The organism is Nocardia tengchongensis (assembly GCF_054781395.1).
This window is the reverse complement of the sequence record NZ_BAAGUM010000006.1, coordinates 2,233,825-2,257,279: the sequence shown is the minus strand read 5'-3', so window position 1 is coordinate 2,257,279 and position 23,455 is coordinate 2,233,825. Positions and strand designations below refer to the sequence as shown.

Sequence of the window (23,455 nt, the reverse complement as noted above, 5' to 3'; positions counted from 1 at the left end):
GTAGAGACCCCGGCGGACACCGCGGGCACATGTGTCGCATGCCGGTTGACAGCTGTCTCTACCGCCCGCCGTAGATGCCCGGATATTCGGTGATTCCCGCGCTACGGTTGGGCCGCATGGACCCCGTCAAGAATCCGTACGCGCCCGGCGCGGGGCAACGGCCACCCGAACTCGCGGGCCGGGACCGGCAGCTCGCGGCCTTCGACATCGTGCTGGAGCGGGTGGCGCGATCCCGGCCGGAACGCAGCGTGATGCTGACCGGACTGCGCGGCGTCGGAAAGACGGTGCTGCTGAACCAGCTTCGCTCGGCCGCCCGCACCCGCGGCTGGGGCACCGGCAAACTCGAGGCGCGACCGGATCAGGAACTGCGGCGGCCGCTGGCCTCGGCGCTGCACATGGCGGTGCGGTCGCTCGCGGCCGAGCACCGCAATCCGGAGCAGGTGGACGATTTCCTGGGGATTCTCAAGGCTTTCGCGCTGCGGTCGACCGCGGACAAGGGGATGCGGGACCGCTGGAACCCGGGCATCGACGTGCCCGCGGTGACCGGGCGGGCCGACTCCGGGGACATCGAGATCGATCTGGTGGAGCTGCTGATGGAGGCGGCGGCGCTGGTGCGCGACCAGGGCGTCGGGATCGCGGTGTTCATCGACGAGATGCAGGATCTCGGGGCGGCCGACATCTCCGCCATCTGCGGGGCCTGCCACGAATTGAGCCAGGACGCCGCGCCTTTGATCGTGGTCGGGGCGGGGCTGCCGCATCTGCCCGCGGTGCTGACCGCGTCCAAGAGCTACTCGGAGCGGTTGTTCTCCTATCACCGGATCGACCGGCTGGATCGGGAGTCGGCGGATCAGGCGCTGATCGCGCCCGCCGAGCGGGAGAACGTGGAGTACTCCACCGAGGCGCTGGACGCGTTGTACAAGAAGGCCGACGGCTACCCGTATTTCGTGCAGGCGTACGGCAAGGCGGCCTGGGACGCGGCGGCGCGGAGTCCGATCTCGGCGGAGGACGTGGCGGTGGCGTCACCCGCGGCCGAAGAGGAATTGGCGGTCGGCTTCTTCGGGTCCCGCTACGAACGAGCAACCCCGGCGGAGCGAGAATATATGCGCGCCATGGCCGATCTGTCCGGCGACGACGGCCCGGTAGCCACCTCCGCCGTCGCGAACGAACTCGGGCGAAAGCCCGCTTCACTGTCCCCGGCGCGCGACGGGCTGATCAAGAAGGGCCTCATCTATTCGGCCGAGCGCGGCACCATCGGATTCACGGTCCCGCATTTCGGCCGCTATCTCCGTGGCGTGCAGTAGCGGGATGCTGTTCGACAGATCTACCCCTACCGGTGGGTAACAAAGGCTCCTACACTCGAATGTGATTCTCATCACGGTCGAGGAGGACATCATGGCGATTGCCGCCAAAGTCGACGCCACCGAAGAACAAGCCCGGGCACTGGTCGAAGAATCCCGCGAAACCACTTGGGCCAAGCCATCCTTCGCCAAGGAGATGTTCCTCGGCCGATTCCGGCTCGACCTCATCCATCCCTTCCCACGCCCCAGCGCCGACGACGCGGCCAAGATCGAGGCCTACCTGACGCGGCTGCGGGCGTTCTGCGACACCATCGACGGCCTCCGCATCGAGGCCGAGGGCCGCATCCCCGACGAATACGTGCGCGGACTGGCCGACCTCGGCTGCTTCGGGCTCAAGATTCCCGAGGAGTACGGCGGCGTCGGGCTCTCGCAGGTCGGCTACAACCGGGCGCTCATGCTGGTCGGCTCCGCGCACGCCAGCCTCGGCGTGCTGCTGTCGGCGCACCAGTCCATCGGCGTGCCCGAACCGCTGAAACTGGCCGGCACCGCCGAGCAGAAGCGGGAGTTCCTGCCGCGCTGCGCCAAAGGCGCGGTGAGCGCGTTCCTGCTGACCGAACCCGACGTCGGCTCCGACCCGGCGCGGATGGCCTCCACCGCGACCCCGACCGCCGACGGCGAGGCCTACGAGCTCAACGGCGTGAAGCTGTGGACCACCAACGGCGTGGTCGCCGAACTGCTGGTGGTGATGGCGCGGGTGCCCAAGAGCGAGGGCCACCGCGGCGGCATCTCCGCGTTCATCGTGGAGGCCGACAGCCCGGGCATCACCGTGGAGCGGCGCAATGGCTTCATGGGCCTGCGCGGCATCGAGAACGGCGTCACCCGCATGCACAATGTGCGCGTCCCCAAGCGAAACCTGGTGGGCCGTGAGGGCGACGGGCTCAAGATCGCGCTCACCACGCTCAACGCGGGCCGGCTGGCGATTCCCGCCATGTGCACGGCCGCGGCCAAGTGGTCGTTGAAGATCGCGCGGGAATGGTCGGCCGCCCGCGTGCAGTGGGGCCGTCCGGTCGGCGAGCACGGCGCGGTCGGCACCAAGCTGTCCTTCATCGCCGCAACGACTTTCGCGTTGGAGTCGGTGCTCGACCTGTCCGCCACCATGTGCGACGAGAACCGCAACGACATCCGCATCGAGGCCGCGCTGGCCAAACTGTGGGCCTCGGAGATGGCGTGCGAGATCGCCGACGAACTGGTGCAGATCCGCGGCGGGCGCGGCTACGAGACCGCCGCCTCGTTGCAGGCGCGCGGCGAAAGAGCCGTGTCCGCCGAACAATTGGTGCGCGATCTCCGCATCAACCGCATCTTCGAGGGCTCCAGCGAGATCATGCGCCTGCTCATCGCCCGCGAGATGGCCGATGCCCACATGGCCGCCGCCGGCGCGCTGGTGGACCGCAATGCCGAACTCAAGGACAAGGCCAAGGCGGCGGTCGGGGCGAGCGGGTTCTACGCCAAGTGGTTCCCGCAGCTGGCGGTCGGCGCGGGCACCACTCCGGTGAGTTACGGCGAATTCGGGCCCCTGGCAAGGCATATGCGCTACGTCGAACGCATGTCACGCAAGCAGGCCCGCGCCCTCATGTACGGGATGGCCCGCTGGCAGGCCAAACTCGAATACAAGCAGGGCTTCCTGGGCCGCATCGTCGACATCGGCGCCGAACTGTTCGCCATGGCGGCGGCGTGCGTGCGCGCCCAGTCGCTGCGCGTCGCGGGCGGCCCGGAGGGCGAGACCGCCGAGGAACTCGCCGAGGTCTTCTGCCGTCAGTCCCGGCTCCGCGTCGAACGCCTCTTCGACGCGCTCTGGTCCAACACCGACGACGCCGACACCGACCTGACCCGCGGCATCCTCGACGGCCGCTACAGCTGGATCGAATCCGGCGCCCTCGATCCCAGCGAGGGCACCGGTCCGTGGATCTCCGAATGGCAGTTCGGGCCGTCGGTGGAGAAGAACCTGCTCCGGCCGTTCCTGCCGTCCACCAAGACGGGGGCGACCACCTAGCCGAAGGCTGTCGACAGAATTCTGCCGCTATCTAGCGAATCATCTAGATAGCGGCAGATTCTCAGGACGAGGGGTGCGGTGCGAAGGCGCGAGCCCAGACCTCCCGCGCCGCGACGGCGAGCAGCACGATCGCCAGCGCGGGGAAGACCGCCGTATCCGTGTGTCCGCCGCAGCCGCCCGGGGCCACGGACCAGATCACGATGGCGGCCGAGAACGGCACGAATACGGTGACCAGTCCCGGGATCAGGCGGCCCACGGCCGCTGCTTCCACGGTCGCGGCGATGATCAGCACCAGGAAGGCCAGGCCGGCGACGGGAGTCGCCATGCAGAATCCGTCCGAGGGCTGGTAATCGGCATAGCGGCGCGGCACTTCGGAGACGCCATAGGCGGTCCAGCCGTAGCGGGTGGTCTCGGGCCAGAGGGTTGCGACGACGAAGATCCACCAGCACGCATGGCCGGTGACATGGACGAACCGGAACAATCGGTCTCGTGTCACCGGCTCAACTGTAGTCGTGGCTTATCTACCGATTTCTACTCAATTTGCTAGAGCTTTGTAGAGATTCATGAGGTGCAAGTTGCCGAAGGCCGCGGCCCATCTACCGGCAGGCTGTATAGATCAGCGGAGACAGTTGGACAACTTGTGCATAACGCCTGGTGTAGGGGGTTAACGCCGGGGGCATCTATTTCGACAACCGGGCAAGAAGGCGCACTCTTCAGGAGACGTCATGTCCATGCACAGCCCCCGCGCCGCCGACTACGACGGCCACCACATCACCGTCTCGGCCGACGACGGCGTGCCGCTCGCGGTCCGCGAGTTCGGCGCCACCGACGCTCCGGTCACGGTGGTGTTCGTCCACGGTCACTGTTTGCGCGCCGAGTCCTGGGCGTTCATGCGCGGGCATCTGCTGGAGACCTGGGGCGAGGACACCCACATGGTGTTCTACGACCACCGCGGACACGGCGAATCGGGCAATGCCGATCCCTCGACCTACACCATCGAACAACTGGCCCGGGATCTGGACACGGTGCTGCGGACCGTGGTCCCGACCGGACCCGTTGTGCTGGTAGGACATTCGATGGGCGCGATGACGGTGCTGGCGTACGCGCGGCTGCACCCGGAGACGATCGGGACCCGGATCGTCGGCGTCGGCCTCATCTCCAGCGCCGCCAACGGGGTGACCCGGGTCGGGCTGGGACGGCTGCTGAGCCCGCCCGCGGTGAGCTCGCTGCGGGCCGCGGTGAAGCGTGCGCCGCGGGCCATGCAGGCCTCGAAACACCTGAGCCGCCGCATCTTCGAGCCGATCATGCGCGACGCCACCCTGGGCACCCGGAAGGTGAGCCCGCGCATGCTGGCGGTCGCGACGGCCATGCTCAACGACACCTCGCTGCTGACCATGGCCAGCTTCCTGGAGTCGCTGATCGCCTTCGACGAGACCGCGAATCTGCACCGGCTGGGCACGATTCCGGTGCTGGTGCTGGCCGGCTCCGCGGACATCATGATCCCGTTCGCGCATTCGGTGGTGCTGGCCTCCCAGGTCGACGACGCCGAACTGGTGCGGCTGGACGGGGCCGGGCACAGCGTGATCCTGGAGCGGGCCGAGGAGGTGGCCGCGGCGGTGGTGTCGCTGGTGGCCCGGGCGACCGCGGCGATGCGCGGCGCGGGCCCGGATTACGGGCCCGAATGCGGGCCGGAGTACGCGATCGCGGGATAGCCGGAAGTCGGCCCGCGACGGGCCGATCCCTGCAATTTGAAACGCCGCAGACCACGATTTTGCCGTGTTCGACAGGCCCTCGAGCTGCGAATATTCCTGCCGGACGAGACGGATCCCGCATGATCACGTACTGTGTTGTAGATCACGATGTGTGGTCTGTCACACGGGTCGAGGAGGTTTTCGATGACACAGAGCGAGATTGCGGAACTCCGCTACGCGGTGGGCCAGCTCCGGCAGTGCGTGAACTCACTGCGCTCCCACTACGGAGACGCGGGCATGATCCGCCGGCTGGAGAACGATCTGGAGAGGCTCGTCATCGACACCGACGAGTTCGAACAGACTCCGCTGCAGGAGCCCCCCGCCGCGAAGCAGGAGACCATCTACGTCCCCGACGCCAAGCACGACGAGGCGGCCTGGATGGGCGCGCAGGACGAGGGCCTCGGCTTCCACTCCCGCCCCCGCACCAAGTAACCGAACTTTTCGTTTCGAGCAGCGGCAGCGCCCCCTCGGCACTGGCGGCGAGAGCTCAGGGTCGATGACGACCCCGGGTGGAGCGCCTGCCGCCCGCACCCCGGAACCGGGCCCCGCGCGGCGCCTCGGAAACCGGTGTCAGATCCGGTGATTCGAAGACCGCGGCCACCGCGTGGCCGGGTCCGGCCGGACTCACGGCCATACTCAGCCCGCCGTCGCGGCGGCCCAATTCGTGCAGCATGGTAGTGGTCATGCGCAGGCCCGCGGCGCCACCGGGATCACCGAGGGCGATGGCGCCGCCGTGGACGTTGAGGCGCTCGCCCAGGTCGCCGACACCGAGGACGCGCGCCAGGGCGAGCACCTCGACCGCGGAGGTCTCCTCCACTTCGAGCAGTTCCAGATCCGCGAGGGTGAAACCGGTGCGCCACAGGGCCTTGGAGATCGCGGACGTGGCCGCGGGCGCCGTGGTTCCGGCGGGAGCGGCGGCGCTCGCCCAATCGACCAGATAGGCCATGGGGGCCAGACCCAGATCGACCAGCCGGTCCTCGGCCACCACCAAGCAGGCCGAGGCGGCCAGGGCGCGGGTGCTGCGGTTGGCGACCGTGGTGACGCCGCCGGCCCGGATGGGCGCCAGGGCGGCGAACGCGCGGTGCGAGACATCGTCGCGCAGGCCCTCGTCGCGGTCGACCAGGCGCACCACCTCCGAATTCGGGTCATCCGGACGCGCGCACACCGCCACCGGTGCGATCTCGGCGCCGAAGATGCCCTGGCGGTGCGCCCGGGCGGCCCGGCGGTGGCTCACCGCGGCGAAATCGTCGGCGGCCGCGCGGTTCAGGCCGTGATCGCGGGCCAGCTGTTCGGTGTGCGGCGAATCTGCTTGTCCGCGTGTGGGTTCCCCGGCCCACATCGCGATCTGCTCGTCGGTGGTGGGTCCGGCGGCCGTCCCGGGCCCGGATCGGCGAAACGACGGCGGGAAGCCGGCCGGTTGCGCTTCGAATGCCGCTGCGGCGCACTCGTATTCGGCGCCGATCGCGAGCACCACATCGGCCGCGCCGGTGCGCACCGTCATGGCGGCGGTGATCAGGGCGCGCAGGCCGCTGCCGGGTCCGGCGCCGAGGGCGAAATCGCCGAGCTCGGGGGCGAGTCCGCACCGGGCCAGCGCCGGACGGATGGCGTCGAGATCCGGGACCGCGGTGACCAGCTGTTCGACCCGCAGCGGGTCGATGCCGGAGCGGCCGAGCACCGCCGCCATGACCGTGCCGACCAGACGGTTCGGCGGCACGGCGGCGAGCGCGCCCCCGGGCAGACCCACCGGCGTACGCATCGGCTGGACGATGGCGGCTCGTCTCATCTCCGGCTCCCTTCCGACCCTCATCAGGGGGACAGGCCACCACACCCTTGTTGCTGCCGTGTGACGGTATGTAACCAGCGGAAACGACCGGGCCGCAGCGCGAAATCCGGGCATACCGAATCCCGGTGACAGCCCGCCGAGTTCGCGGGATTGCCGTTTGTTCACTACACGAATGAAATACGGACGCCCGCAGGAAATGTGGTGTAGATCACGCGATCACGAAATAGCTGATGCGAGCTCGAGTGATAGCACTCCTGTCGTAGGGTGCTCACCATCACATTCGATGCCGGAGGTAACGATGACGTTCCACGGGGTAGAGCAGCGAGGCAGGTCGCAGTGAGCGCCGCACCAGTCAAGGCTTCTGAATCGATCAGCACCGGGGTTTTCAGCAGGGGTCGCGCCGCCATCGCGGCACGCACGCTCCGCACCGACCGGTGGTGGGTGCCGCCGGCGCTGACGGTGCTCGGGCTGGGCGCCTTCGTCGTCTACGCGACCGTCAGATCCTTTGTGCGGACCGCGTATTGGGTGAACGACTTCCACTATCTGACACCGTTCTATTCGCCCTGTCTGAGCGCTTCGTGCGTCGAGGGCTCCAGCCACTTCGGGACGCCGATCGGCCAGCTGCCGATGTGGATTCCGCTGGGCTTCCTGGTGCTGCCGTTCCTGCTGTTGTTCCGGCTCACCTGCTACTACTACCGCAAGGCCTACTACCGGTCGGTGTGGATGTCCCCGCCGGCCTGCGCGGTGGCCGAGCCGCACGCGAAATACTCCGGGGAGACCAAGCTTCCGCTGATCATCCAGAACGCGCACCGCTACTTCTTCTATGTCGCGGTGATCATCTCGGTGATCAACACCTATGACGCGGTGATCTCCTTCCACGCCAAGGACGGCGGCTTCGGCATCGGCCTGGGCACCGTGGTCATCACCGCGAACGCACTGCTGCTGTGGGCGTACACGCTGTCGTGCCACTCCTGCCGTCACATCGCGGGCGGACGGCTCAAGCACTTCTCGCAGCACCCGGTGCGCTACCGCTTCTGGACCGTGGTGTCGAAGCTGAACACCCGGCACATGCAGCTGGCCTGGACCACGCTGGGCACGCTGGTCCTCACCGATTTCTACGTCATGCTGGTCGCGAGCGGAACCATCTCCGATCCTCGCCTCATCGGCTGACAGTCCTCTATTCCTCAGTCTCCCAGGAGTGTTCGGTTCCATGCCTGAAGTAGAGCGGCACAAGTACGACGTCGTCGTGATCGGTGCCGGCGGTGCCGGTCTGCGTGCGGTGATCGAGGCCCGTGAACACGGGCTGTCGGTGGCGGTGGTCTGCAAGTCCCTGTTCGGCAAGGCGCACACCGTCATGGCCGAGGGCGGCTGCGCGGCCGCCATGGGCAATGCCAACTCCAAGGACAACTGGCAGACCCATTTCAAGGACACCATGCGCGGGGGCAAGTTCCTCAGCAACTGGCGCATGGCCGAGCTGCACGCCCAGGAGGCTCCCGACCGGGTGTGGGAGCTGGAAACCTATGGGGCGCTGTTCGATCGGACCGCGGACGGGCGGATCAGCCAGCGCAACTTCGGCGGCCACACCTATCCGCGGCTGGCGCACGTCGGCGACCGCACCGGGCTCGAGATCATCCGCACCATGCAGCAGAAGATCGTCTCGCTGCAGCAGGAGGATTTCGCGCAGACCGGTGACTACGAAGCCCGCATCAAGATCTTCGCCGAATGCACCATCACCGAACTGCTCAAGGACGGCGACAAGATCGCCGGAGCCTTCGGGTACTGGCGCGAATCCGGACGCTTCGTCCTGTTCGAGACGCCCGCGGTGGTGATCGCCACCGGCGGTGTCGGCAAGTCCTACAAGGTGACCTCGAACTCCTGGGAGTACACCGGTGACGGGCACGCGCTGGCGCTGCGCGCCGGGGCGTCGCTGATCAATATGGAGTTCCTGCAGTTCCATCCGACCGGCATGGTCTGGCCGCCGTCGGTGAAGGGCATCCTGGTCACCGAGGGCGTGCGCGGTGACGGTGGGGTGCTCACGAACTCCGACGGCAAGCGGTTCATGTTCGACTACATTCCGCCGGTGTTCAAGGGGCAGTACGCCGAGAGCATCGAAGAGGCGGACCAGTGGCTGAAGGACAACGACTCCGCACGCCGCACCCCGGACCTGCTGCCCCGTGACGAGGTGGCCCGCGCCATCAACGAGGAAGTGAAGGCCGGACGCGGCACCCCGCACGGCGGCGTCTACCTGGATATCTCCTCCCGGCTGCCCGCCGACCAGATCGTCAAGCGGCTGCCGTCCATGCACCACCAGTTCAAGGAGCTGGCCGACGTGGACATCACGAAGGAGCCGATGGAGGTCGGGCCGACCTGCCACTACGTCATGGGCGGCATCGAGGTCGATCCCGACACCCAGGCGGCGAAGGTGCCCGGGCTGTTCGCGGCCGGCGAGTGCGCGGGCGGCCTGCACGGGTCCAACCGGCTGGGCGGCAACTCGTTGTCGGATCTGCTGGTGTTCGGCCGGCGCGCCGGATTGGGCGCGGCCACCTATGTGGAGGAGCTGGCGGCGCGGCCCAAGATCTCCGACACCGATATCGCGGCGGCCGCGAAAGCGGCTGTGACGCCGTTCGATCCGCCGGACGAGGGCCAGGGAGAGAACCCCTACACCCTGCACATGGACCTGCAGCAGACCATGAACGACCTGGTCGGCATCATCCGCAAGGAGGGTGAGCTGAAGCAGGCCGTCGAGAAGCTGTCCGAACTGCGCGACCGCTACGACCACGTCACCGTGGAGGGCCACCGGCAGTTCAACCCGGGCTGGCACCTGGCCATCGACATGCGCAACATGCTGCTGATCAGCGAATGCGTGGCGCAGGCGGCGCTGTTGCGCACCGAGAGCCGTGGCGGCCACACCCGCGACGATCACCCGGGGATGGATCCGGCGTGGCGAAACCAGTTGCTGGTCTGCACCATCGGCGAGGACGAGGTCGGCTTCTCGGTGCCCGCGGTCACCGTCACCTCCGAGCCTCAGATCCCCATGCGCGCCGAACTGCTCGCCCTGTTCGACCGGGCGGAGCTCGAAAAGTACTACACCCCCGCCGATCTCGCGGACTTGCGGGACGACGCCGGAAAGGCGGAATAGCCATGAGTTACCAGGCGAAGTTCAAGGTGTGGCGCGGCGATACCGAGGGCGGCGACCTGCACGACTTCACCGTGGAGGTGAACGAGGGCGAGGTGGTGCTCGACATCATCCACCGCCTGCAGGCCACGCAGGCGCCGGATCTGGCGGTGCGCTGGAACTGCAAGGCGGGCAAGTGTGGTTCGTGCTCGGCCGAGGTGAACGGCCGGCCGCGGCTGCTGTGCATGACCCGGATGTCGACGTTCACCGAGGACGAAGTGGTGACGGTGACGCCGATGCGCACCTTCCCGGTGATTCGCGACCTGGTCACGGATGTGTCGTTCAACTATCAGAAGGCGCGTGAGGTGCCGTCGTTCACGCCGCCGGTGGATCTGAAACCGGGCGACTACCGGATGCAGCAGGCCGATGTGGAACGGTCGCAGGAATTCCGCAAGTGCATCGAATGCTTCCTGTGTCAGAACACATGTCACGTGGTGCGTGATCACGAGGACAACAAGCACGCATTCTCCGGCCCGCGATACCTGATGCGTATTGCAGAACTCGAAATGCATCCTCTCGATGTGGCCGACCGCCGTGAGCTGGCACAGGAGGACGCGGGGCTGGGCTACTGCAATATCACCAAGTGCTGCACAGAAGTTTGCCCGGAGCACATCAAGATCACCGACAACGCCTTGATTCCGCTCAAGGAACGGGTCGTGGACAGCAAGTACGATCCGATCGTCTGGCTGGGCAACAAGCTCTTCCGGCGTTAGCTGCGAAGATCACGAAACGGCAGCCGTTCGGCAACGGAATCATGTTTACGCGAGCTAAGCATGGGTATCCAACTATTCGTGGACCGAGGACTCAAGAATGCGCGTCCCCGGTACCGGAAAATGGGTCCCGATGACTGGGTCGAACGGCTGATCGTAGGGATGCTCTTCGCGGTATCGGCGATGGGCGTATATGTACTCACCGGCGCTTTGATGCCATCCATCGCGATCGGCGTGCTCGTCGCAGCCGTCGCGATCGGGGTGGTCGCGATCCTATGACCGTGATCGCACGGAACCGAGATCGAGGTGCGCGGGGCGCCGCACCGAGCAGGTGAGCGGCCCCGCGCACCTCGATCGTTTCGTCAGCGGTCGCGAATCACCGGTCGAAGCGGCCGTTTTCGATGCCGGCGGTGAACGACTCCCACTCCTGCGCACCGAACACCAGCGCCGGGCCCAGCGGATTCTTGCTGTCCCGCACGCCGACCCGGCCCGTGGGCAGGAACGCCACCTCGACGCACTCCTTACCGGCCCCGCTGCGGCTGCTCTTGAACCAGCGGGCCCCGGAAAGTTCCACACTCATGCCGAATACTCCTTCGCCACCTGCCGCAGCAGGTTTCTGCTGTCCTGGACGTCCAACGCGCAGCGCTCCAGGCCCTCTTGTGCCCGGCGATAGCGCTGAACGTCGCCCTGCCTCTCGAGATACAGATCGCCGGTGAACCCCTCCACATAGACCACCGGGGGCTCCACCGGATGCCCCTTGCTGTCGGATCCGAACTCCAGGATCACGAACGGACCGGTCGAAAGTCCCAGCGGGACACCGGCGGCGAAGGGCAGGATACGCAGCGCGACATTGGTTCGGGTGCTCAGTTCCGCCAAGTGCCGCACCTGCGCCGCCATCACTTTTGCACCTCCCACCAGGCGGCGCAATACCGATTCGTGCAACACCATGGCGACGGCCGCCGGGTGCATGCGGCGGGTGATCATGGCCTGGCGCTGCATGCGCAGCTTGACGCGCCGATCCACCTCGGCCGCCGTCTCTTCCGGGTAGCCGAGGCGATTCAGGGCCCTTGCGTATTCGGAGGTCTGCAGCAGGCCGGGCACCAATTCCGATTGGTAGCAGGACAACTGCTGCGCGGATGCCTCCAGACCCACGTAGACGTCGAAGTTCTCGGGAATCAGGTCGCCGTAGGAGTGCCACCAGCTCTTGACGGCGGCCTGCTGCGCCAAACCCTTGAGCCCGTCGGCGATTTCGGCCGGGATGCCGTAGATCCGGCACAGCTCCTGGATGTCGATGGTGCGGATGCGGTCCGCGTTGCCCTTCTCCAGCCGCTGTAGCGTGCTGGCGCCCCACTCCATGAGCTTGGCGGCTTCGGCGATGGTCAATCCGGCCTGGATGCGCCAGTCGCGTAGATAGCGTCCGAGCTGACGGCGCGGCAGGGTGGATGACGCGGGACCTTCTGGCACAACACGCTCCATTCGCGGTCGCGGACATGGATCGGGGTTCGTCCGTGGGCGGGAAGTTCGTCCACTTTGGAGAATCGTCCTCTCCCAAGTGGATTCGCTGCTGGGAATTCGCGCAATTTTGCGTTCTCCTTGTCGAAATTCGCCCGCCTGGCGTCTGCTCGTGGTGTGCTAGATGTGTGCCCGGAGCGGTGTAGCTAGACCCCTTTCCTTTCCTGAACCTCCGGGCACTTCAGGAACCAGCGGGAACGAGGAGTGGTCTGGACATGCAACTGACGTCCCTCAATATGCACATCGCCGTTTTGTCGCGTTGCCGCCGGGATCCGGGGGTGATGACCGCCGAACAAGCCCACGCCGCAATGCAATTGCACCTGGATTGCACGGTGCAGACCTGCAAGGTGCGTCGCCGAGCCCGGGCCACCCTGGTGGAGGAGGGACGGTGCGTGCTCGACGAGCGCGCGTTGCCATGACAGCCCTCGGACCGGCCCGGTCCGGGTACAACCGGGCCATGTATCGGCTGCTGTGGCTGCTGCTCGAGTTCCGGGCGGCACGCCATCCCACCGGGCAGTCACGTCCCTACAGGAATTCGCGGCCCGGGACGTACCGGGGAAGGCCCCCGGCCGCGATGAACGCTGCGGCACAGCGCTTTCGAACGCCCCGCGCCTAACCTCCGGGCTGCGGATGCGTAGTCCCCACCGCGTGCAGCAGCGCGGTTCGGCCCGCTCGTTACACAGACGGCGGGCGGGCCGAACCGCACCCAAGTTCGAGTGTGACGCTTACCCTGGAATCCATCGCACTTTGTGCCCGGGGTGGAGGGGAACACCGTTGTTGGCCTTCGAAGAGCCGGATAGTCCGGTATGCCGGACCGCGTCGTTGTCGGATCTGGACGCCATCCGGGCACTCGAGGTGGTCGAGTTCGAGCATCTCGCGTATCCGTATTTCGTTCTGCGGCAATTGTTCGAGTTACACGGAGCAAACTGGACGGTTGCTGAAGATGCCGGAGTGGTGTGCGGCTACGTGCTCACCGCCGTCGACGGCGACGGCACCGCCTGGTTCCTCGGCTTCGCCGTGGCCTCCGCCTGCCGGGGCCGCGGTTTCGGACGGGTCCTGCTGGAAGCCGCTCTGGCCCAATGCCGCAAGGTGCACGCCGAGCAGGTCTACGTGACGGTGAAGCCGGGCAATCGCTCCGCCTACCACCTCTACAAGGAGATCGGGTTCGCCTGGGTCGACCACGAGGTCGACTACTTCGGCACCGATGAGCCACGAGATGTGCTGGTGCACAGGATCTATCATTGATCATGCTCGAGCGAAGCGCACCGTCGTCTCCCTTCGTGGCGGATATGAGCATGCGCATCGAGCGCCACGCCGATGCCTACTCGGAGAGCGTGGCCGAATTCCTGTCGCAGCCACACGGTTTGCGACGTCGGGCCACCGAACAACCCCTGCTGGACCTGTTCACCCGGCACACCGAGGCGGTCGTCGCCACCTATGATCCGCCCGGAATCCGCAGGGCCGGTGACAGTCTCGTCTTCGGACACATCTACGCGCCCGCCTTCGGGCAGCCGGGTGATCCGGACCGACCGGTCGTCCCGGTCAGTCGGTTGATCGCGGCCCTGATCGCCGCGGAAGTGGAGTTCCGCGGCCCACTGCGCTTGAGCCGCACCCAGAATCGGCTGCTCGCCGAGGCCTACGAACGCCTGGGCCGCCCGCTCGTGCAGGCCGGGCTGCCCGCGCACGCGGCCCTGGCCTTCCGTCGCGCCGGCAGTCTCTATCGCATCGACGAGGACACCGATGCCGAGGATCGGTGCGGGCTCGCCCTCGCCCGGGCCCGCCGGCTGGCGCAACCGGTCGCCTGGCGGCGGATCGGCGGCCTGGTCCCGGATCTGACCTGCGGCTACGGGTATCGACCCTTCCGCATGCTCTGGTTCGTGGCGTTCCAGCTGCTGATCTTCACCGTGGCGGTCGCGCTGCGCGCCGAACAGCCGTTGGCAGTGACCATCTTCCAGGTGCTGATGAACTACCTGAACCCGCTCGGCATCGGCGACACCGAGAACCTGCGGGTCGGCGGGCGCGCGGTATTCGTGACCGAGGCTTACGCCGGCGCGGTCACCATGTCGGTGTTCTTCGCGCTGCTGGTACGCCGTTGGTTCCGGCTCTGACCGAGACCGTCACCACTGGACGGTGCTGATCTTCGAGCTGCGCAGCGCCTCCAGGGTGGCCACCGCCAGCCGGTCGCGCAGGTGCCCCACCTGGGCGGTCCACTGCCGGGTGAAGCCGGGATCCGATTCCAGCCGGGTCCACAGTTCCCGCAGCCGGGGCGGGGTGTGCGCGCCCGGCATCCACAGGTGCACGATTTGTTCGAGCAGGGGCGCTAGCTCTTTGGACGAATCGCTTTCCGGCCGGGGCCGGTCGGCGTCCGACAGCGCCGAGGCGAGGGTGGACAGCAGCCAGTCGTGGATCGCCAGGTCTTCGCAGAAGCGTTGTGCGCCAGCGAGATCCCGGACGGTCGGCACCATTATCCGGACCGACCGCGTGTTCTCGTCCTCCAGCCGGAACGCGAACAGGGTCCGGCCCCGCGCGCTCCCGTCCACCGGCGGCGCCACCCGCGCGGCCCAGCGCAGTCGCGTCGCACCCGAATGCACCGGCGGATCCTGATCCAGGCGCGGATCGGTGCGCACCCGGGTGAGCAGCCGTTCGCTGATCGAACCCAGATCCAGGGTGGTGGCGCCCGAGCCCTCCAGGAAGCCCTCGGTCAGATCGACGGCCGTCGAGGTGTCGTCGCCGATCCGGTGCACCAGCTCCACCGTCCCGGCCCGGGTCAGATAGTGCGACCACGGCCGCCGGTGCTGATCGGCCGCCCGCACCACGCTCGAACAGGCCGAACTCTGCAGCACCCGGCCGCCCACCAGGACGGCGTGCGCGGCCACCGTGCCGATGGCGCGGCTCTCCGACCGGGACACCGTGGCCAGCCGGCAGTCCACGCCCACGGCCGAACTCGGGGAGACCGCCAGCGCCAGTGGACGTTCGCGCATCAGTACCCGCTGTCCGGGCAGCAACGACAGCAGCGCCGACGCCTCCCGGGCCGCCAGTCCCCCCGAATTCGGCAGCAGCGCCGTGCGCACCTCCCCCAGCAGGACCAGCGGATCGTTCATGCCGTGCCGTTCTGCGCAGTGCCTGCGCGGGTCACCTCAGACGTCCCCGAGGAAGATGTGGTTCAACCGGCGGGTGGCCTGGCGTGGCACCTCCACCGGAATTCGTTCGCCCGCACCGCGTTCGGCGAGCTTGGCCTGCACGTCGTCGTCGAGTTGCAGGTGGTCGAGGATCACCCGGACCGCGTGCTCGATGCCCAGATAGCTGTAGGGCAGCACGGACAGCGCGCGGTACGCCGCGAACGGTTTGGCCTGCGGGTTCAGCTGCACCACCGCGGGCAGCCGCGACCACTCCTCGGGCCACGGGTCGTCCCACGGCACCGGCGCGGCAACCATGGCGCCCTCGTCGCGAATCATCCCCAGCCGCAACAACTGCCAAATCGTCGCGAGGAAGGGGCAAGACCACAGGATGCGTTCCTCCCGCCGCCCGGCCACCTCCTCGAACTGGCGGCTCCACAGCTGCACGTCCAGGAAGATCGAGTGATTGCGGGCGCCGAACTCCTCCGGCGGCCGGTAGCGCGCGACCCGCATCGCCTGTCCCGCATCGAATTCCGAGGATCGGCGGCCGTTGCACAGCCAGCCGGATTCGACGGTCGGCGGGCGCCGGCCGGTGCTGTCGCGCTCGGGTTCGGCCACGATACGGGCCGACATCATCTCCGCCAGCCGCACCGGTTCGCCCACCGGCTCGCCGTCCCGGAACGACGGCACCTCAGCGCAGCCCGCCTCGCGCGCCAGGTAATCGATGCGCACCCCGCATTCCTCGGCCGCGGTGAGCAGCTTCTCCAGCACGTCCCGGGGATCGGCGGTGCGGCGGGCGTCCCGGGATCGGGCCGGGGTGCGGCTCCAGAAGTAGTCGTCAACCAGGAAGCAGGTGCTGACCCGCGCGCCCGGCCCGAATTCGGCCTCGGCCGCCGCGATCTGGGTGTCGACGATCGGGGCCACCTTGCGCAGCTGCGCGCGGATCCGGTCGACGCCGTTGACCAGCTCGTCCATGTAGAAGTGCCCGACCTCGATGGACAGGTGCGAGAGCGGTTGCCCGGCCACGCGATTGCGTTCACCGGCCTCGCTGTAGTCGGTCGCGGAGCTCATCTGCGTACCTCCACCTGTTCCCAGACGGCGTCGTTCATGAGTTTCTCGGTGAGCGTGCGGAACGCGTCCACGGTCTCGACATTGGCCACATGGGCGGCGACATCCACGTCCAGGATCACCTGCTCCCGGCATTGCAGCATCGGTTCCACCGGGGTCTGACCCAGTATCCCGCTCGGACCCATGCCGTGCCGGTTGGCCGCGCGGGTCAGGGTGTTGTGTTGTTCCTGCAGCCAGGCCGCCTGGGCCGGGCGCAGGCCCGTGGTGTGGTTGAGTTCGGGCACCGCGATGCGGACGAAGCGCAGCGAGTTCAGCAGCGCGGTGCGGTCGTGACCCCACGCCTCGCCGGTGGCCAGCACGCCGTGCTCGTCGTGCACCAAGCCGCGGGCGGCCGCGATGTGCTGGCGGGTCCAGCGGTGGAAGATGAGCCAGCGGCACACCGCCCGGGACAGTTGCGGCTCCCGGGTGGCGCTGAGCGCCAGGGCCAGCGCGATGGACCGGCCCGCGCTCAGATCCACGAAGGTGACGTCGAATTCCTGCTCGCAGGTGGCGAACAGGGCGGCGCAACGGTCGATCATGCGCTCGTCGAGGGTGGTGAACTCGGAGCCGCCGAGGTCGCCGGGGAACAGCACCAGCCGGCCCGACGGATGCCGGGATCGGCTCAGCTCCATGCGGTCGGTCTCCGAGCGCACGCTCAGCCGCGCGGGCGAACCGTTCTCGTTGAGCAGGTAGGCGTGCAGACCCGTCCCGTCCCGGACGCCGTTGTCGATCCGGCTGATCTCGAAAGTGCCGCCCGCGGTGGGGGATCCGAAGTCGAAGTCCAGGTAGGCGACCTTGTGGCCCTTCATGCTCAGCCAGTACGCCATATTGCAGCTGGTCACCGAGCGGCCGGTGCCGCCCTTGTCGGACGCGGAGAACACGAGCACGGTCACACGCTCCTGGTGGCGTCGAACCGGGCGTAGGCGAGCTCGTCCAGTTCCATGAGGGCCTGCGAGGCGAGACTGACGGCGGTGCCCGGGCGTTCGTCGATGAGCTTGCGGGCCCGTTCCAGCCGTTGTTCGGCCAGAGCGAGCGCGGTGCGGCCCGCCGACATGTCGGTTTCGCTGAGCTCCAGCATCTCCCGATTGAGCAGGTGCTCGGCCTCGGTCAGCAGTTCCATCGCCCGGGTCACCGAATTCGGCGCCCGCAGCGGCGGTTCCCGGTACATGCGGGCCGCGGTCACCATGCACTCGACCACGCGCTCGGTGAGATACCAGGACGGCAGGTGTGATTCGGTGCCGCCGAAGATGCGACTGGGGTCGTCCCACAGGCCGGTGGCCGGGCCCTCCCGGAAGGCGCGCAGGTCGAGGTGGTCCATGGTGGCCTGGGCCAGCGCCATCAGCTGATCGCGGGTCTCGATGGTGCCGGAGAGTCGCGCGGCCTGCAGGGTGCGTTTCAAAAGTACGGTGGCGTAATCGGATACGGTCCACAGCAGCAGCGGGCCGTCGAGTTCCTCGCTGCCCAGCAGCCGCAGGCTGAGGCCGGGCGTGTGCAGGATGCGGGCGGGATCGCCGGCGGTGAAGCGGCGGATGATGCGGCCGCGGCGCGCCAGCTCGTCGAAGATGGTGGCCGCGCGATCCAGATCGTCGTCATTGGCCTCGCGGTTGAGCAGGTCCTGCATGAGCACAGCGGACACGATGAGACTGAAGTAGTCCGACTCCTCGCCGTCGGACGTGCGCCACGGAATGTCCTCCAGCGGCCAGCGCCCGGTGCCGAAGCGCGCCACCGCCGCCCAGTACCGCTGGGCCAGATCCCAGCGCAGCTGCAGCGCCTCGGCCAGCCGCCGCTGCTGACCGTCGAGCAGGTCCAGCTCACGGGTGCGCTGCGAGGTGAGGTCGTTGATGCCGTCCAGCGCCACCACCGTGAAATGCAGGTAGGGCCGGGCGATGGCGTAGCCGGGCTGCTCGGCGATCGGCATGTCCACGAAGTCGATGGCGGCGGCCTTGCGCACGATGGCCCAGCTCCAGCCGCATTCGAAGAGCATGTCCGAGCTGTCCAGGTCGACACCCTCGATCTGACTGAGAGTGGCATCGTTGCGTAGTCGGATCCGGACCCGGTCCAGGCGGTCCCGTACGGCGCGCACCACCGTGCCAGGAGAACTGCCGGTCTGATTCAGCATCGACAGCATGGCCTGACCGGCCGGGGACTTGGGCGTGACCGTGTTCACCACGAAACTGCGGACGAGGCCCACCATGGCGGCGGTGAGCCGGGCATTGATATGCGCATCGAGCCGTTCGATGCGCGGGCCCAGTTCAACCGCGAGCCTGGTCCGCCGCCCCACAGCCAGTTCGGCCACGGGTCCACTGAATCCGCGCAGGAACTTCATGGCGGCCAGGCACAGGGTCAGCGACATCGAGTAGGAGTCGACAACATCGAGGGCGCGCTGCGACGCCGTCGGCTCGGCCCCGTCGGAGGAGGCGAGGTAACTGCCCGCGGCGAAGTTCGGCAGTTCGATGCCTGTGTCCGGATCGTGGTCGGTGTAGCGGTCGACGTACTGCTCGAGCAGCCACACCACCCGCTCGCCAATCCGCAGGCCGTCGTCACCAAACGGGGACAGCACCTCGAGGATGTCCTTGGCGATCTCGTCGGGGGTCTCCAGCCCGAAGCCGTCGATCTCGGTGGCCGGGTACAGCAGGCAGAGCAGCTGTTCGGCGTCGCTGATCGAGTTGGAGCCGTTGCGACCGCCCCAGACCCAGGTCTCGTCCTGGTAGCACGCGGTCAGCAGCGACCGCCAGACTCCGAGGATCTGTTCCCGTGGCTTGATTCTCATCGACGCCGTCCCCTGCCCTGTCGTGGCCAGCCTCGCCGCCATCGCAATGTACGAGCGCGGCACAAACTATCATGCGCCGACCACGGGCACCGGGTGGACAGCAGGCTCGAAATCGCGTCGCGCACAGGGCAATATCGGACACCGCACAATATCGGGCAGATCGGGCGTGGGAGAGCGGGTGCGGCGGGGCCGGGCCGGTAGCGTCCCCCGTCATGGACCGGACGGCCCGCCGCACGACGGCCGAGCACAGACAGGCGGCGGTCGGCTACGCCCTGCTGCTGCCGAGCCTGATCGGGGTCGGCTGCTTTCTGCTGCTGCCGATCGCGGTGGTGCTGTGGCTGAGCCTGCACAGCTGGAATCTGCTGGGGCCCATCCGATTCACCGGGTGGGACAACTGGCGATCGGTCCTCACGGACCGGCAATTCGGGCATTCGATCCTGGTGACGCTGGCCTTGACCGCCCTGGTGGTGCCCGCCCAGACGGCACTGGGCTTTGTCGTGGCGGCGCTGCTCGCGCGGCGCGGGCCGGGCGGGACCGTGCTGCGCGTCGTGTACGCCCTGCCGTGGATGTGCGCGCCCGTGGCGGTCGGCGTGGTGTGGCAGTGGATCTTCGCACCGACCGGCGGGGCGCTGAACGCCGTCCTGGGACGGCGGGTGGAGTGGCTGAGCTCGCCCGCGCTCGCGCTGCCGGCGGTCGCCACCGTCATCGTCTGGATGAATGTCGGCTATGTGGCGCTGTTCTTCGTCGCCGGGATCCGGGCCATCCCGGCCGAGATCCTCGACGCGGGCGCGCTCGACGGCGCCGTGGGCTGGCGGCGGGTGCGCTGGCTGATCCTGCCGCTGCTGCGACCGACCATGTTCTTCGTGCTGGTCACCGGCGTGCTGAGCGTCTTCCAGACCTTCGACGCCGTGTACGCCCTGACCAAGGGCGGACCCGGGCACAGCACCGATGTCGTTGCCATGCGGATGTATTCGGAGGCATTCGACGCCGCCCATCCCGGGCGGGCCGCGGTCATGGCGGTGGTGGTGTTCGCGGTCATGTTCGTGATCACGGTGGCGCAGCACCGGTACTTCCGGAATCGGACCAGCTATGAATACTGACAAGCGGGCGGCGGTGCGCGCCGTCGCGGCGTACACGATGCTGATCCTCGGCGCCCTGCTGACGGTCGCGCCGCTGGTGTTGAGTGCGATGACGGCGATCAAGACGCCGAAGCAGTTCGCGGGCGAATCCGCTTTGGCCACACCCGATCCGGCGACTGTGGATAACTTCCGCACCGTGCTCGACCAGGGCCTGGGCCGCGCGGTCGCGGTCACCGCACTGATGACGGTGTGCATAGCCTGTGGACAACTCGTCATCTCGATCATGGCGGCATACGCGTTCGCGCGCACCAGGTTTCCCGGCCGAGACGTGTTGTTCTGGGTGTACCTCGGGACCATGATGGTGCCCAGCGCCGTCACCCTGGTGCCGTTGTATCTGATGTTCGCGAAGCTGGGCTGGCTCAACACCTTCTGGGCGCTGGTGCTGCCGTTCCTGTTCGGGTCGCCCTACGCGATCTTCCTACTGCGCCAGTACTTCCTGGCGATCCCGGGAGAGATCATCGACGCGGCCCGGGTCGACGGCGCCACCACCCTCGACATCCTGATCAGCGTCGTGGTGCCGATGAGCCGGCCGATCCTGGCCACGCTCACCGTCATCACCGTGGTCTCGCAGTGGAACAGCTTCATGTGGCCACTGGTCGCCGCGTCCGGCGCGAAATGGCAGGTACTGACCGTGGCCACGGCGAATCTGCAAACGCAGTACAACGCGCAGTGGACGCTGATCATGGCCGCCACCACGCTGGCCATCGCGCCGCTGGTGCTGTTGTTCGTGGCGTTCCAGCGGCAGGTGCTGCGGTCCATCGCGGTCACGGGGCTGAAATGAGGAGCCGCCATCTGAAGGAGTCGACCCGGGCCGTCCTCGGGATCTTGGCCGTCGCGGTGCTACTGGTGGCCGCGGCGCTGTGGCTGGGGCGCGACGGCGAGAGCGGCGGGCGTACCGTGGTGCGGCTGCGGATCTGGGATCAGAGCTTCGTCACCGCCTACCGTGCCTCGCTCGACGAATTCCAGCGCGCCAATCCGGATGTCGAGGTGCGAATCACGCTGGTGCCGTGGGCTTCCTACGCGCAGAAGCTGCGGCTGGACGTGGCGGGCGGGATCGCCGACGACCTGTTCTGGACCAACCTCTACGAGGATTACGCCGACAGCGGGCACCTGATGGATATCGGCGCGGCGCTCGGACCGGACGCCGCGCGGAGCTGGGATCCCCAGGCCGTCACCCAATTCACGCGGGATGGAAAGCTCTGGGCGGTACCGCAATTCGTAGACGGCGGCACCGCGGTCTACGTCAACCAGGACCTGCTGGCGCGGGCCGGAGTCGAGCCGGGCGAGCTCGCGGGCCTGCGATGGAGTCCGGATCCCGGGCAGGACACGTTCCGTCCGGTACTGCGGCGGCTGGCCACCGTGTCGGCCTGGCCGTACAACGCCGCCAACGACTTCCAGTCGATCTCGCTGCCGTATCTGGGCTCGGCGGGCGGGCAGCTGCAGCGCGACGGCCGCTTCGCGTTCGACTCACAGCCGGGGCGCGACGCCTACGGCTACACGGTCGGACTGGTCGCCGACCGGCTCTCACCCTCCGCCGCGGACACCAACACCAGCGGCGACTTCGCCAAGAACGCCTTCCTGCAGGGTCGCATGGCGCTGTTCCAGTCCGGCACCTTCAATCTGGCGACCGTCGCACAGAACGCCGGATTCCATTGGGGCCTGGCCATGATTCCCGCGGGTCCGGCCGGACGGGTCAGCGCCAACAATGCCATCGGAGTCGCGGGCAACGCCGCCACCGCGCACCCGGAGGCGGCGCGCCGGGTACTGGCCTGGCTGGGCAGCGCGGCGGGTAATCGCTATCTGGGTCTGGACGGGGCCACGATTCCGGCGGTGGTCTCCGAGCAGCAGGTGTATCGGGACTACTGGGCCCGGCACGGCGTGGATGTGTCGCCGTTCTTCGATGTGCTGCGCGGCGCGACGATCAGCACGGGCGGCGGAGCCGGATTCCCGGCGGCCCTGCAAGCGATCACGCCGATTCTCGACGAGATGTATCTGGGGCGGATCCCGGTGCCGGAGGCGCTGGCCCGCGCGCAACGGGAGGCGGACGCCGCGGCCGCACAGCGGTGATCGATGCGGCCGCGCAGCGGTGATCGGCGCTCAGATGCGGCTGTGATCGGTATAGGGCGTGCGGGGGCCGAACTTCGGCTTGTGCGCGAACCCGGCCAGACCGAGCAGCCGGACCGCCCGATACCGGTGCGGGCGTAGCGGTTCCAGGTATTCGACCATGGCGTCGTCGTCGATCGGCTCACCCAGCAGGGTCCAGCCGACGGTGGCGGCGAGGTGGAAGTCGCCCACCGACAGGGCATCCGGATCGCCGAAGGCCCGCTGGGCGATCTCGGCGGCCGTCCAGATTCCGATGCCGGGCACCGTCCGCAGCCGTTGCGCGGCCTCGGCGTGGCCCAGGGTGGCCGCTTCCTCCAGCTTCGATGCGATACGCGCGGCCAGCACAATGGTTTTCGACCGTTGCGGCCCTACATTGGCGCGGTGGTACACCCACGACGGAATGTGCCGCCAGGTCTCGGCGTCCGGCATGATCCGCAGCCCCTCCGGGGCCGGGCCGGGTGCGGGAGTCCCGTAGCGCCACACCAGTTTCCGCCATGAGTCGTGGGCGGTCTTGGTGTGCACCTTCTGCTCCAGCACCGCGGGGACCAGCGCCTCCCACACCAGTCCGGTGCGGAGCATCCGCAGGCCCGGGTGCAGGCGGTGCGCCTCGGCGACCTTGGGATGCTCGGGGGCGAAGTCGCTGAGGTCCTCGTCCAGGCACAGCATCGCCGGCAGCCGCTCCAGGAATTCCTCGCCGCCGGGACCCCACGCGCGGGCGTCGACCGTGTGCCGGTCGAGCTGCCGCAGCCGGTAGGTGACCTCGCCCGACGGCATCCGCGAGGCGTGCCAGTGCGAACCGTCCGGCGTCCGGCGATGACAGGGATCGCCGAAACCGCGGCGCAGCGGGGAGATGGTCGCGGCCAGATCCAGCGGCCGCTCCGACCGCAGGACGCGGGACCCCTCGCGGGCGAGCGCGGCCGACCCCGGAGCGGGCTGGGCGG

At 68.1% G+C, this 23,455-nt stretch carries 23 protein-coding genes; 14 read left to right on the top strand and 9 right to left on the bottom strand.

Features of this window, described 5'->3' with window-relative positions:
- The first annotated feature begins 116 nt into the window (after positions 1-116).
- The gene (locus ACYVKL_RS21455; protein WP_379165478.1) at positions 117-1,301 is read left to right on the top strand and encodes an AAA family ATPase; all 1,185 of its coding nucleotides are present in this window, start codon (positions 117-119) and stop codon (positions 1,299-1,301) included.
- 91 nt (positions 1,302-1,392) lie between these two features.
- A complete protein-coding gene (locus ACYVKL_RS21450) occupies positions 1,393-3,348 on the top strand; it encodes an acyl-CoA dehydrogenase family protein (RefSeq protein WP_379165814.1) in 1,956 nt (651 codons plus the stop codon).
- A 61-nt stretch (positions 3,349-3,409) separates the two neighbouring features.
- On the opposite strand, the gene ACYVKL_RS21445 is transcribed toward ACYVKL_RS21450, so the two are convergent.
- Positions 3,410-3,844 (bottom strand): hypothetical protein, encoded by a 435-nt coding sequence (locus tag ACYVKL_RS21445; RefSeq protein ID WP_379165477.1) that lies wholly within the window; start codon positions 3,842-3,844, stop codon positions 3,410-3,412.
- Positions 3,845-4,073: 229 nt separating this feature from the next.
- On the opposite strand from ACYVKL_RS21445, the gene ACYVKL_RS21440 reads away from it, so the two are divergent.
- Positions 4,074-5,060 (top strand): alpha/beta fold hydrolase, encoded by a 987-nt coding sequence (locus tag ACYVKL_RS21440; protein WP_379165476.1) that lies wholly within the window; start codon positions 4,074-4,076, stop codon positions 5,058-5,060.
- A 183-nt stretch (positions 5,061-5,243) separates the two neighbouring features.
- A complete protein-coding gene (locus tag ACYVKL_RS21435) occupies positions 5,244-5,531 on the top strand; it encodes a hypothetical protein (RefSeq protein ID WP_213558577.1) in 288 nt (95 codons plus the stop codon).
- A 55-nt stretch (positions 5,532-5,586) separates the two neighbouring features.
- On the opposite strand, the gene ACYVKL_RS21430 is transcribed toward ACYVKL_RS21435, so the two are convergent.
- Positions 5,587-6,882 carry a thiolase family protein gene (locus tag ACYVKL_RS21430; protein ID WP_379165475.1) on the bottom strand — a complete coding sequence of 432 codons (1,296 nt, stop codon included), beginning with the start codon at positions 6,880-6,882 and terminating at the stop codon, positions 5,587-5,589.
- 336 nt (positions 6,883-7,218) lie between these two features.
- Here ACYVKL_RS21430 and ACYVKL_RS21425 point away from each other — a divergent pair, with 336 nt between their 5' ends.
- From ACYVKL_RS21425 to ACYVKL_RS21410, 4 genes are all read left to right on the top strand, one after another.
- On the top strand, positions 7,219-8,052 hold the full coding sequence (locus ACYVKL_RS21425) for a hypothetical protein (RefSeq protein WP_379165474.1): 834 nt from the start codon (positions 7,219-7,221) through the stop codon (positions 8,050-8,052).
- 40 nt (positions 8,053-8,092) lie between these two features.
- A complete protein-coding gene (locus ACYVKL_RS21420) occupies positions 8,093-10,021 on the top strand; it encodes a fumarate reductase/succinate dehydrogenase flavoprotein subunit (protein ID WP_379165473.1) in 1,929 nt (642 codons plus the stop codon).
- Between the two features lie 2 nt (positions 10,022-10,023).
- Complete coding sequence (locus tag ACYVKL_RS21415; protein WP_379165472.1) at positions 10,024-10,770, top strand: succinate dehydrogenase/fumarate reductase iron-sulfur subunit; 747 nt, start codon at positions 10,024-10,026, stop codon at positions 10,768-10,770.
- Between the two features lie 120 nt (positions 10,771-10,890).
- Positions 10,891-11,046 carry a hypothetical protein gene (locus ACYVKL_RS21410; RefSeq protein ID WP_246598232.1) on the top strand — a complete coding sequence of 52 codons (156 nt, stop codon included), beginning with the start codon at positions 10,891-10,893 and terminating at the stop codon, positions 11,044-11,046.
- 97 nt (positions 11,047-11,143) lie between these two features.
- On the opposite strand, the gene ACYVKL_RS21405 is transcribed toward ACYVKL_RS21410, so the two are convergent.
- Positions 11,144-11,347, bottom strand: coding sequence for a DUF397 domain-containing protein (locus ACYVKL_RS21405; RefSeq protein WP_379165471.1), 204 nt, complete (start codon positions 11,345-11,347; stop codon positions 11,144-11,146).
- Entirely contained in the window at positions 11,344-12,231 is an 888-nt protein-coding gene (locus tag ACYVKL_RS21400; RefSeq protein ID WP_379165470.1) for a helix-turn-helix domain-containing protein, read from the bottom strand. Before ACYVKL_RS21400 ends, ACYVKL_RS21405 begins: the two co-directional genes overlap by 4 nt.
- 263 nt (positions 12,232-12,494) lie before the next feature.
- On the opposite strand from ACYVKL_RS21400, the gene ACYVKL_RS21395 reads away from it, so the two are divergent.
- The 3 genes from ACYVKL_RS21395 (at position 12,495) to ACYVKL_RS21385 (ending at position 14,387) form a co-directional block, all read left to right on the top strand.
- A complete protein-coding gene (locus ACYVKL_RS21395; RefSeq protein ID WP_213558585.1) occupies positions 12,495-12,698 on the top strand; it encodes a hypothetical protein in 204 nt (67 codons plus the stop codon).
- A gap of 403 nt (positions 12,699-13,101) precedes the next feature.
- Positions 13,102-13,524, top strand: coding sequence for a GNAT family N-acetyltransferase (locus tag ACYVKL_RS21390; protein ID WP_379165469.1), 423 nt, complete (start codon positions 13,102-13,104; stop codon positions 13,522-13,524).
- Positions 13,525-13,574: 50 nt separating this feature from the next.
- Positions 13,575-14,387 (top strand): hypothetical protein, encoded by an 813-nt coding sequence (locus ACYVKL_RS21385; RefSeq protein ID WP_379165468.1) that lies wholly within the window; start codon positions 13,575-13,577, stop codon positions 14,385-14,387.
- 9 nt (positions 14,388-14,396) lie between these two features.
- Here ACYVKL_RS21385 and ACYVKL_RS21380 read toward each other — a convergent pair whose 3' ends face one another.
- From ACYVKL_RS21380 to ACYVKL_RS21365, 4 genes are read right to left on the bottom strand one after another with little or no spacing between them, the layout of a single operon-like run.
- Entirely contained in the window at positions 14,397-15,380 is a 984-nt protein-coding gene (locus ACYVKL_RS21380; RefSeq protein WP_379165467.1) for an SCO2521 family protein, read from the bottom strand.
- 36 nt (positions 15,381-15,416) lie between these two features.
- Entirely contained in the window at positions 15,417-16,466 is a 1,050-nt protein-coding gene (locus tag ACYVKL_RS21375; protein ID WP_379165466.1) for an SCO2522 family protein, read from the bottom strand.
- Complete coding sequence (locus ACYVKL_RS21370; RefSeq protein WP_379165465.1) at positions 16,463-17,395, bottom strand: SCO2523 family variant P-loop protein; 933 nt, start codon at positions 17,393-17,395, stop codon at positions 16,463-16,465. Before ACYVKL_RS21370 ends, ACYVKL_RS21375 begins: the two co-directional genes overlap by 4 nt.
- The gene (locus tag ACYVKL_RS21365) at positions 17,392-19,272 is read right to left on the bottom strand and encodes an SCO2524 family protein (protein ID WP_379165464.1); all 1,881 of its coding nucleotides are present in this window, start codon (positions 19,270-19,272) and stop codon (positions 17,392-17,394) included. Before ACYVKL_RS21365 ends, ACYVKL_RS21370 begins: the two co-directional genes overlap by 4 nt.
- A gap of 212 nt (positions 19,273-19,484) precedes the next feature.
- On the opposite strand from ACYVKL_RS21365, the gene ACYVKL_RS21360 reads away from it, so the two are divergent.
- The 3 genes from ACYVKL_RS21360 to ACYVKL_RS21350 are packed head-to-tail and all read left to right on the top strand — an operon-like array spanning position 19,485 to position 22,478.
- Positions 19,485-20,372: a carbohydrate ABC transporter permease gene (locus tag ACYVKL_RS21360; RefSeq protein ID WP_379165463.1), complete on the top strand. Its 888-nt coding sequence runs from the start codon at positions 19,485-19,487 to the stop codon at positions 20,370-20,372.
- Complete coding sequence (locus tag ACYVKL_RS21355; RefSeq protein WP_379165462.1) at positions 20,362-21,192, top strand: carbohydrate ABC transporter permease; 831 nt, start codon at positions 20,362-20,364, stop codon at positions 21,190-21,192. The genes ACYVKL_RS21360 and ACYVKL_RS21355 overlap by 11 nt, the downstream gene beginning before the upstream one ends.
- 11 nt (positions 21,193-21,203) lie before the next feature.
- Positions 21,204-22,478, top strand: a complete 1,275-nt coding sequence (locus ACYVKL_RS21350; RefSeq protein ID WP_379165813.1) for an extracellular solute-binding protein — start codon at positions 21,204-21,206, stop codon at positions 22,476-22,478.
- A 30-nt stretch (positions 22,479-22,508) separates the two neighbouring features.
- On the opposite strand, the gene ACYVKL_RS21345 is transcribed toward ACYVKL_RS21350, so the two are convergent.
- On the bottom strand, positions 22,509-23,402 hold the full coding sequence (locus tag ACYVKL_RS21345; protein ID WP_379165812.1) for a DNA-3-methyladenine glycosylase family protein: 894 nt from the start codon (positions 23,400-23,402) through the stop codon (positions 22,509-22,511).
- Positions 23,403-23,455 lie beyond the last annotated feature (53 nt).

Coding starts and splice junctions, on each gene's coding strand:
- ACYVKL_RS21455 (WP_379165478.1), top strand. CDS start 117: ATGGACCCCGTCAAGAATCCGTACGCGCCCGGCGCGGGGCAACGGCCA.
- ACYVKL_RS21450 (WP_379165814.1), top strand. CDS start 1,393: ATGGCGATTGCCGCCAAAGTCGACGCCACCGAAGAACAAGCCCGGGCA.
- ACYVKL_RS21440 (WP_379165476.1), top strand. CDS start 4,074: ATGTCCATGCACAGCCCCCGCGCCGCCGACTACGACGGCCACCACATC.
- ACYVKL_RS21435 (WP_213558577.1), top strand. CDS start 5,244: ATGACACAGAGCGAGATTGCGGAACTCCGCTACGCGGTGGGCCAGCTC.
- ACYVKL_RS21430 (WP_379165475.1), bottom strand. CDS start 6,882: ATGAGACGAGCCGCCATCGTCCAGCCGATGCGTACGCCGGTGGGTCTG.
- ACYVKL_RS21420 (WP_379165473.1), top strand. CDS start 8,093: ATGCCTGAAGTAGAGCGGCACAAGTACGACGTCGTCGTGATCGGTGCC.
- ACYVKL_RS21415 (WP_379165472.1), top strand. CDS start 10,024: ATGAGTTACCAGGCGAAGTTCAAGGTGTGGCGCGGCGATACCGAGGGC.
- ACYVKL_RS21410 (WP_246598232.1), top strand. CDS start 10,891: ATGGGTCCCGATGACTGGGTCGAACGGCTGATCGTAGGGATGCTCTTC.
- ACYVKL_RS21405 (WP_379165471.1), bottom strand. CDS start 11,347: ATGAGTGTGGAACTTTCCGGGGCCCGCTGGTTCAAGAGCAGCCGCAGC.
- ACYVKL_RS21395 (WP_213558585.1), top strand. CDS start 12,495: ATGCAACTGACGTCCCTCAATATGCACATCGCCGTTTTGTCGCGTTGC.
- ACYVKL_RS21385 (WP_379165468.1), top strand. CDS start 13,575: ATGCGCATCGAGCGCCACGCCGATGCCTACTCGGAGAGCGTGGCCGAA.
- ACYVKL_RS21380 (WP_379165467.1), bottom strand. CDS start 15,380: ATGAACGATCCGCTGGTCCTGCTGGGGGAGGTGCGCACGGCGCTGCTG.
- ACYVKL_RS21375 (WP_379165466.1), bottom strand. CDS start 16,466: ATGAGCTCCGCGACCGACTACAGCGAGGCCGGTGAACGCAATCGCGTG.
- ACYVKL_RS21365 (WP_379165464.1), bottom strand. CDS start 19,272: ATGAGAATCAAGCCACGGGAACAGATCCTCGGAGTCTGGCGGTCGCTG.
- ACYVKL_RS21360 (WP_379165463.1), top strand. CDS start 19,485: ATGGACCGGACGGCCCGCCGCACGACGGCCGAGCACAGACAGGCGGCG.
- ACYVKL_RS21355 (WP_379165462.1), top strand. CDS start 20,362: ATGAATACTGACAAGCGGGCGGCGGTGCGCGCCGTCGCGGCGTACACG.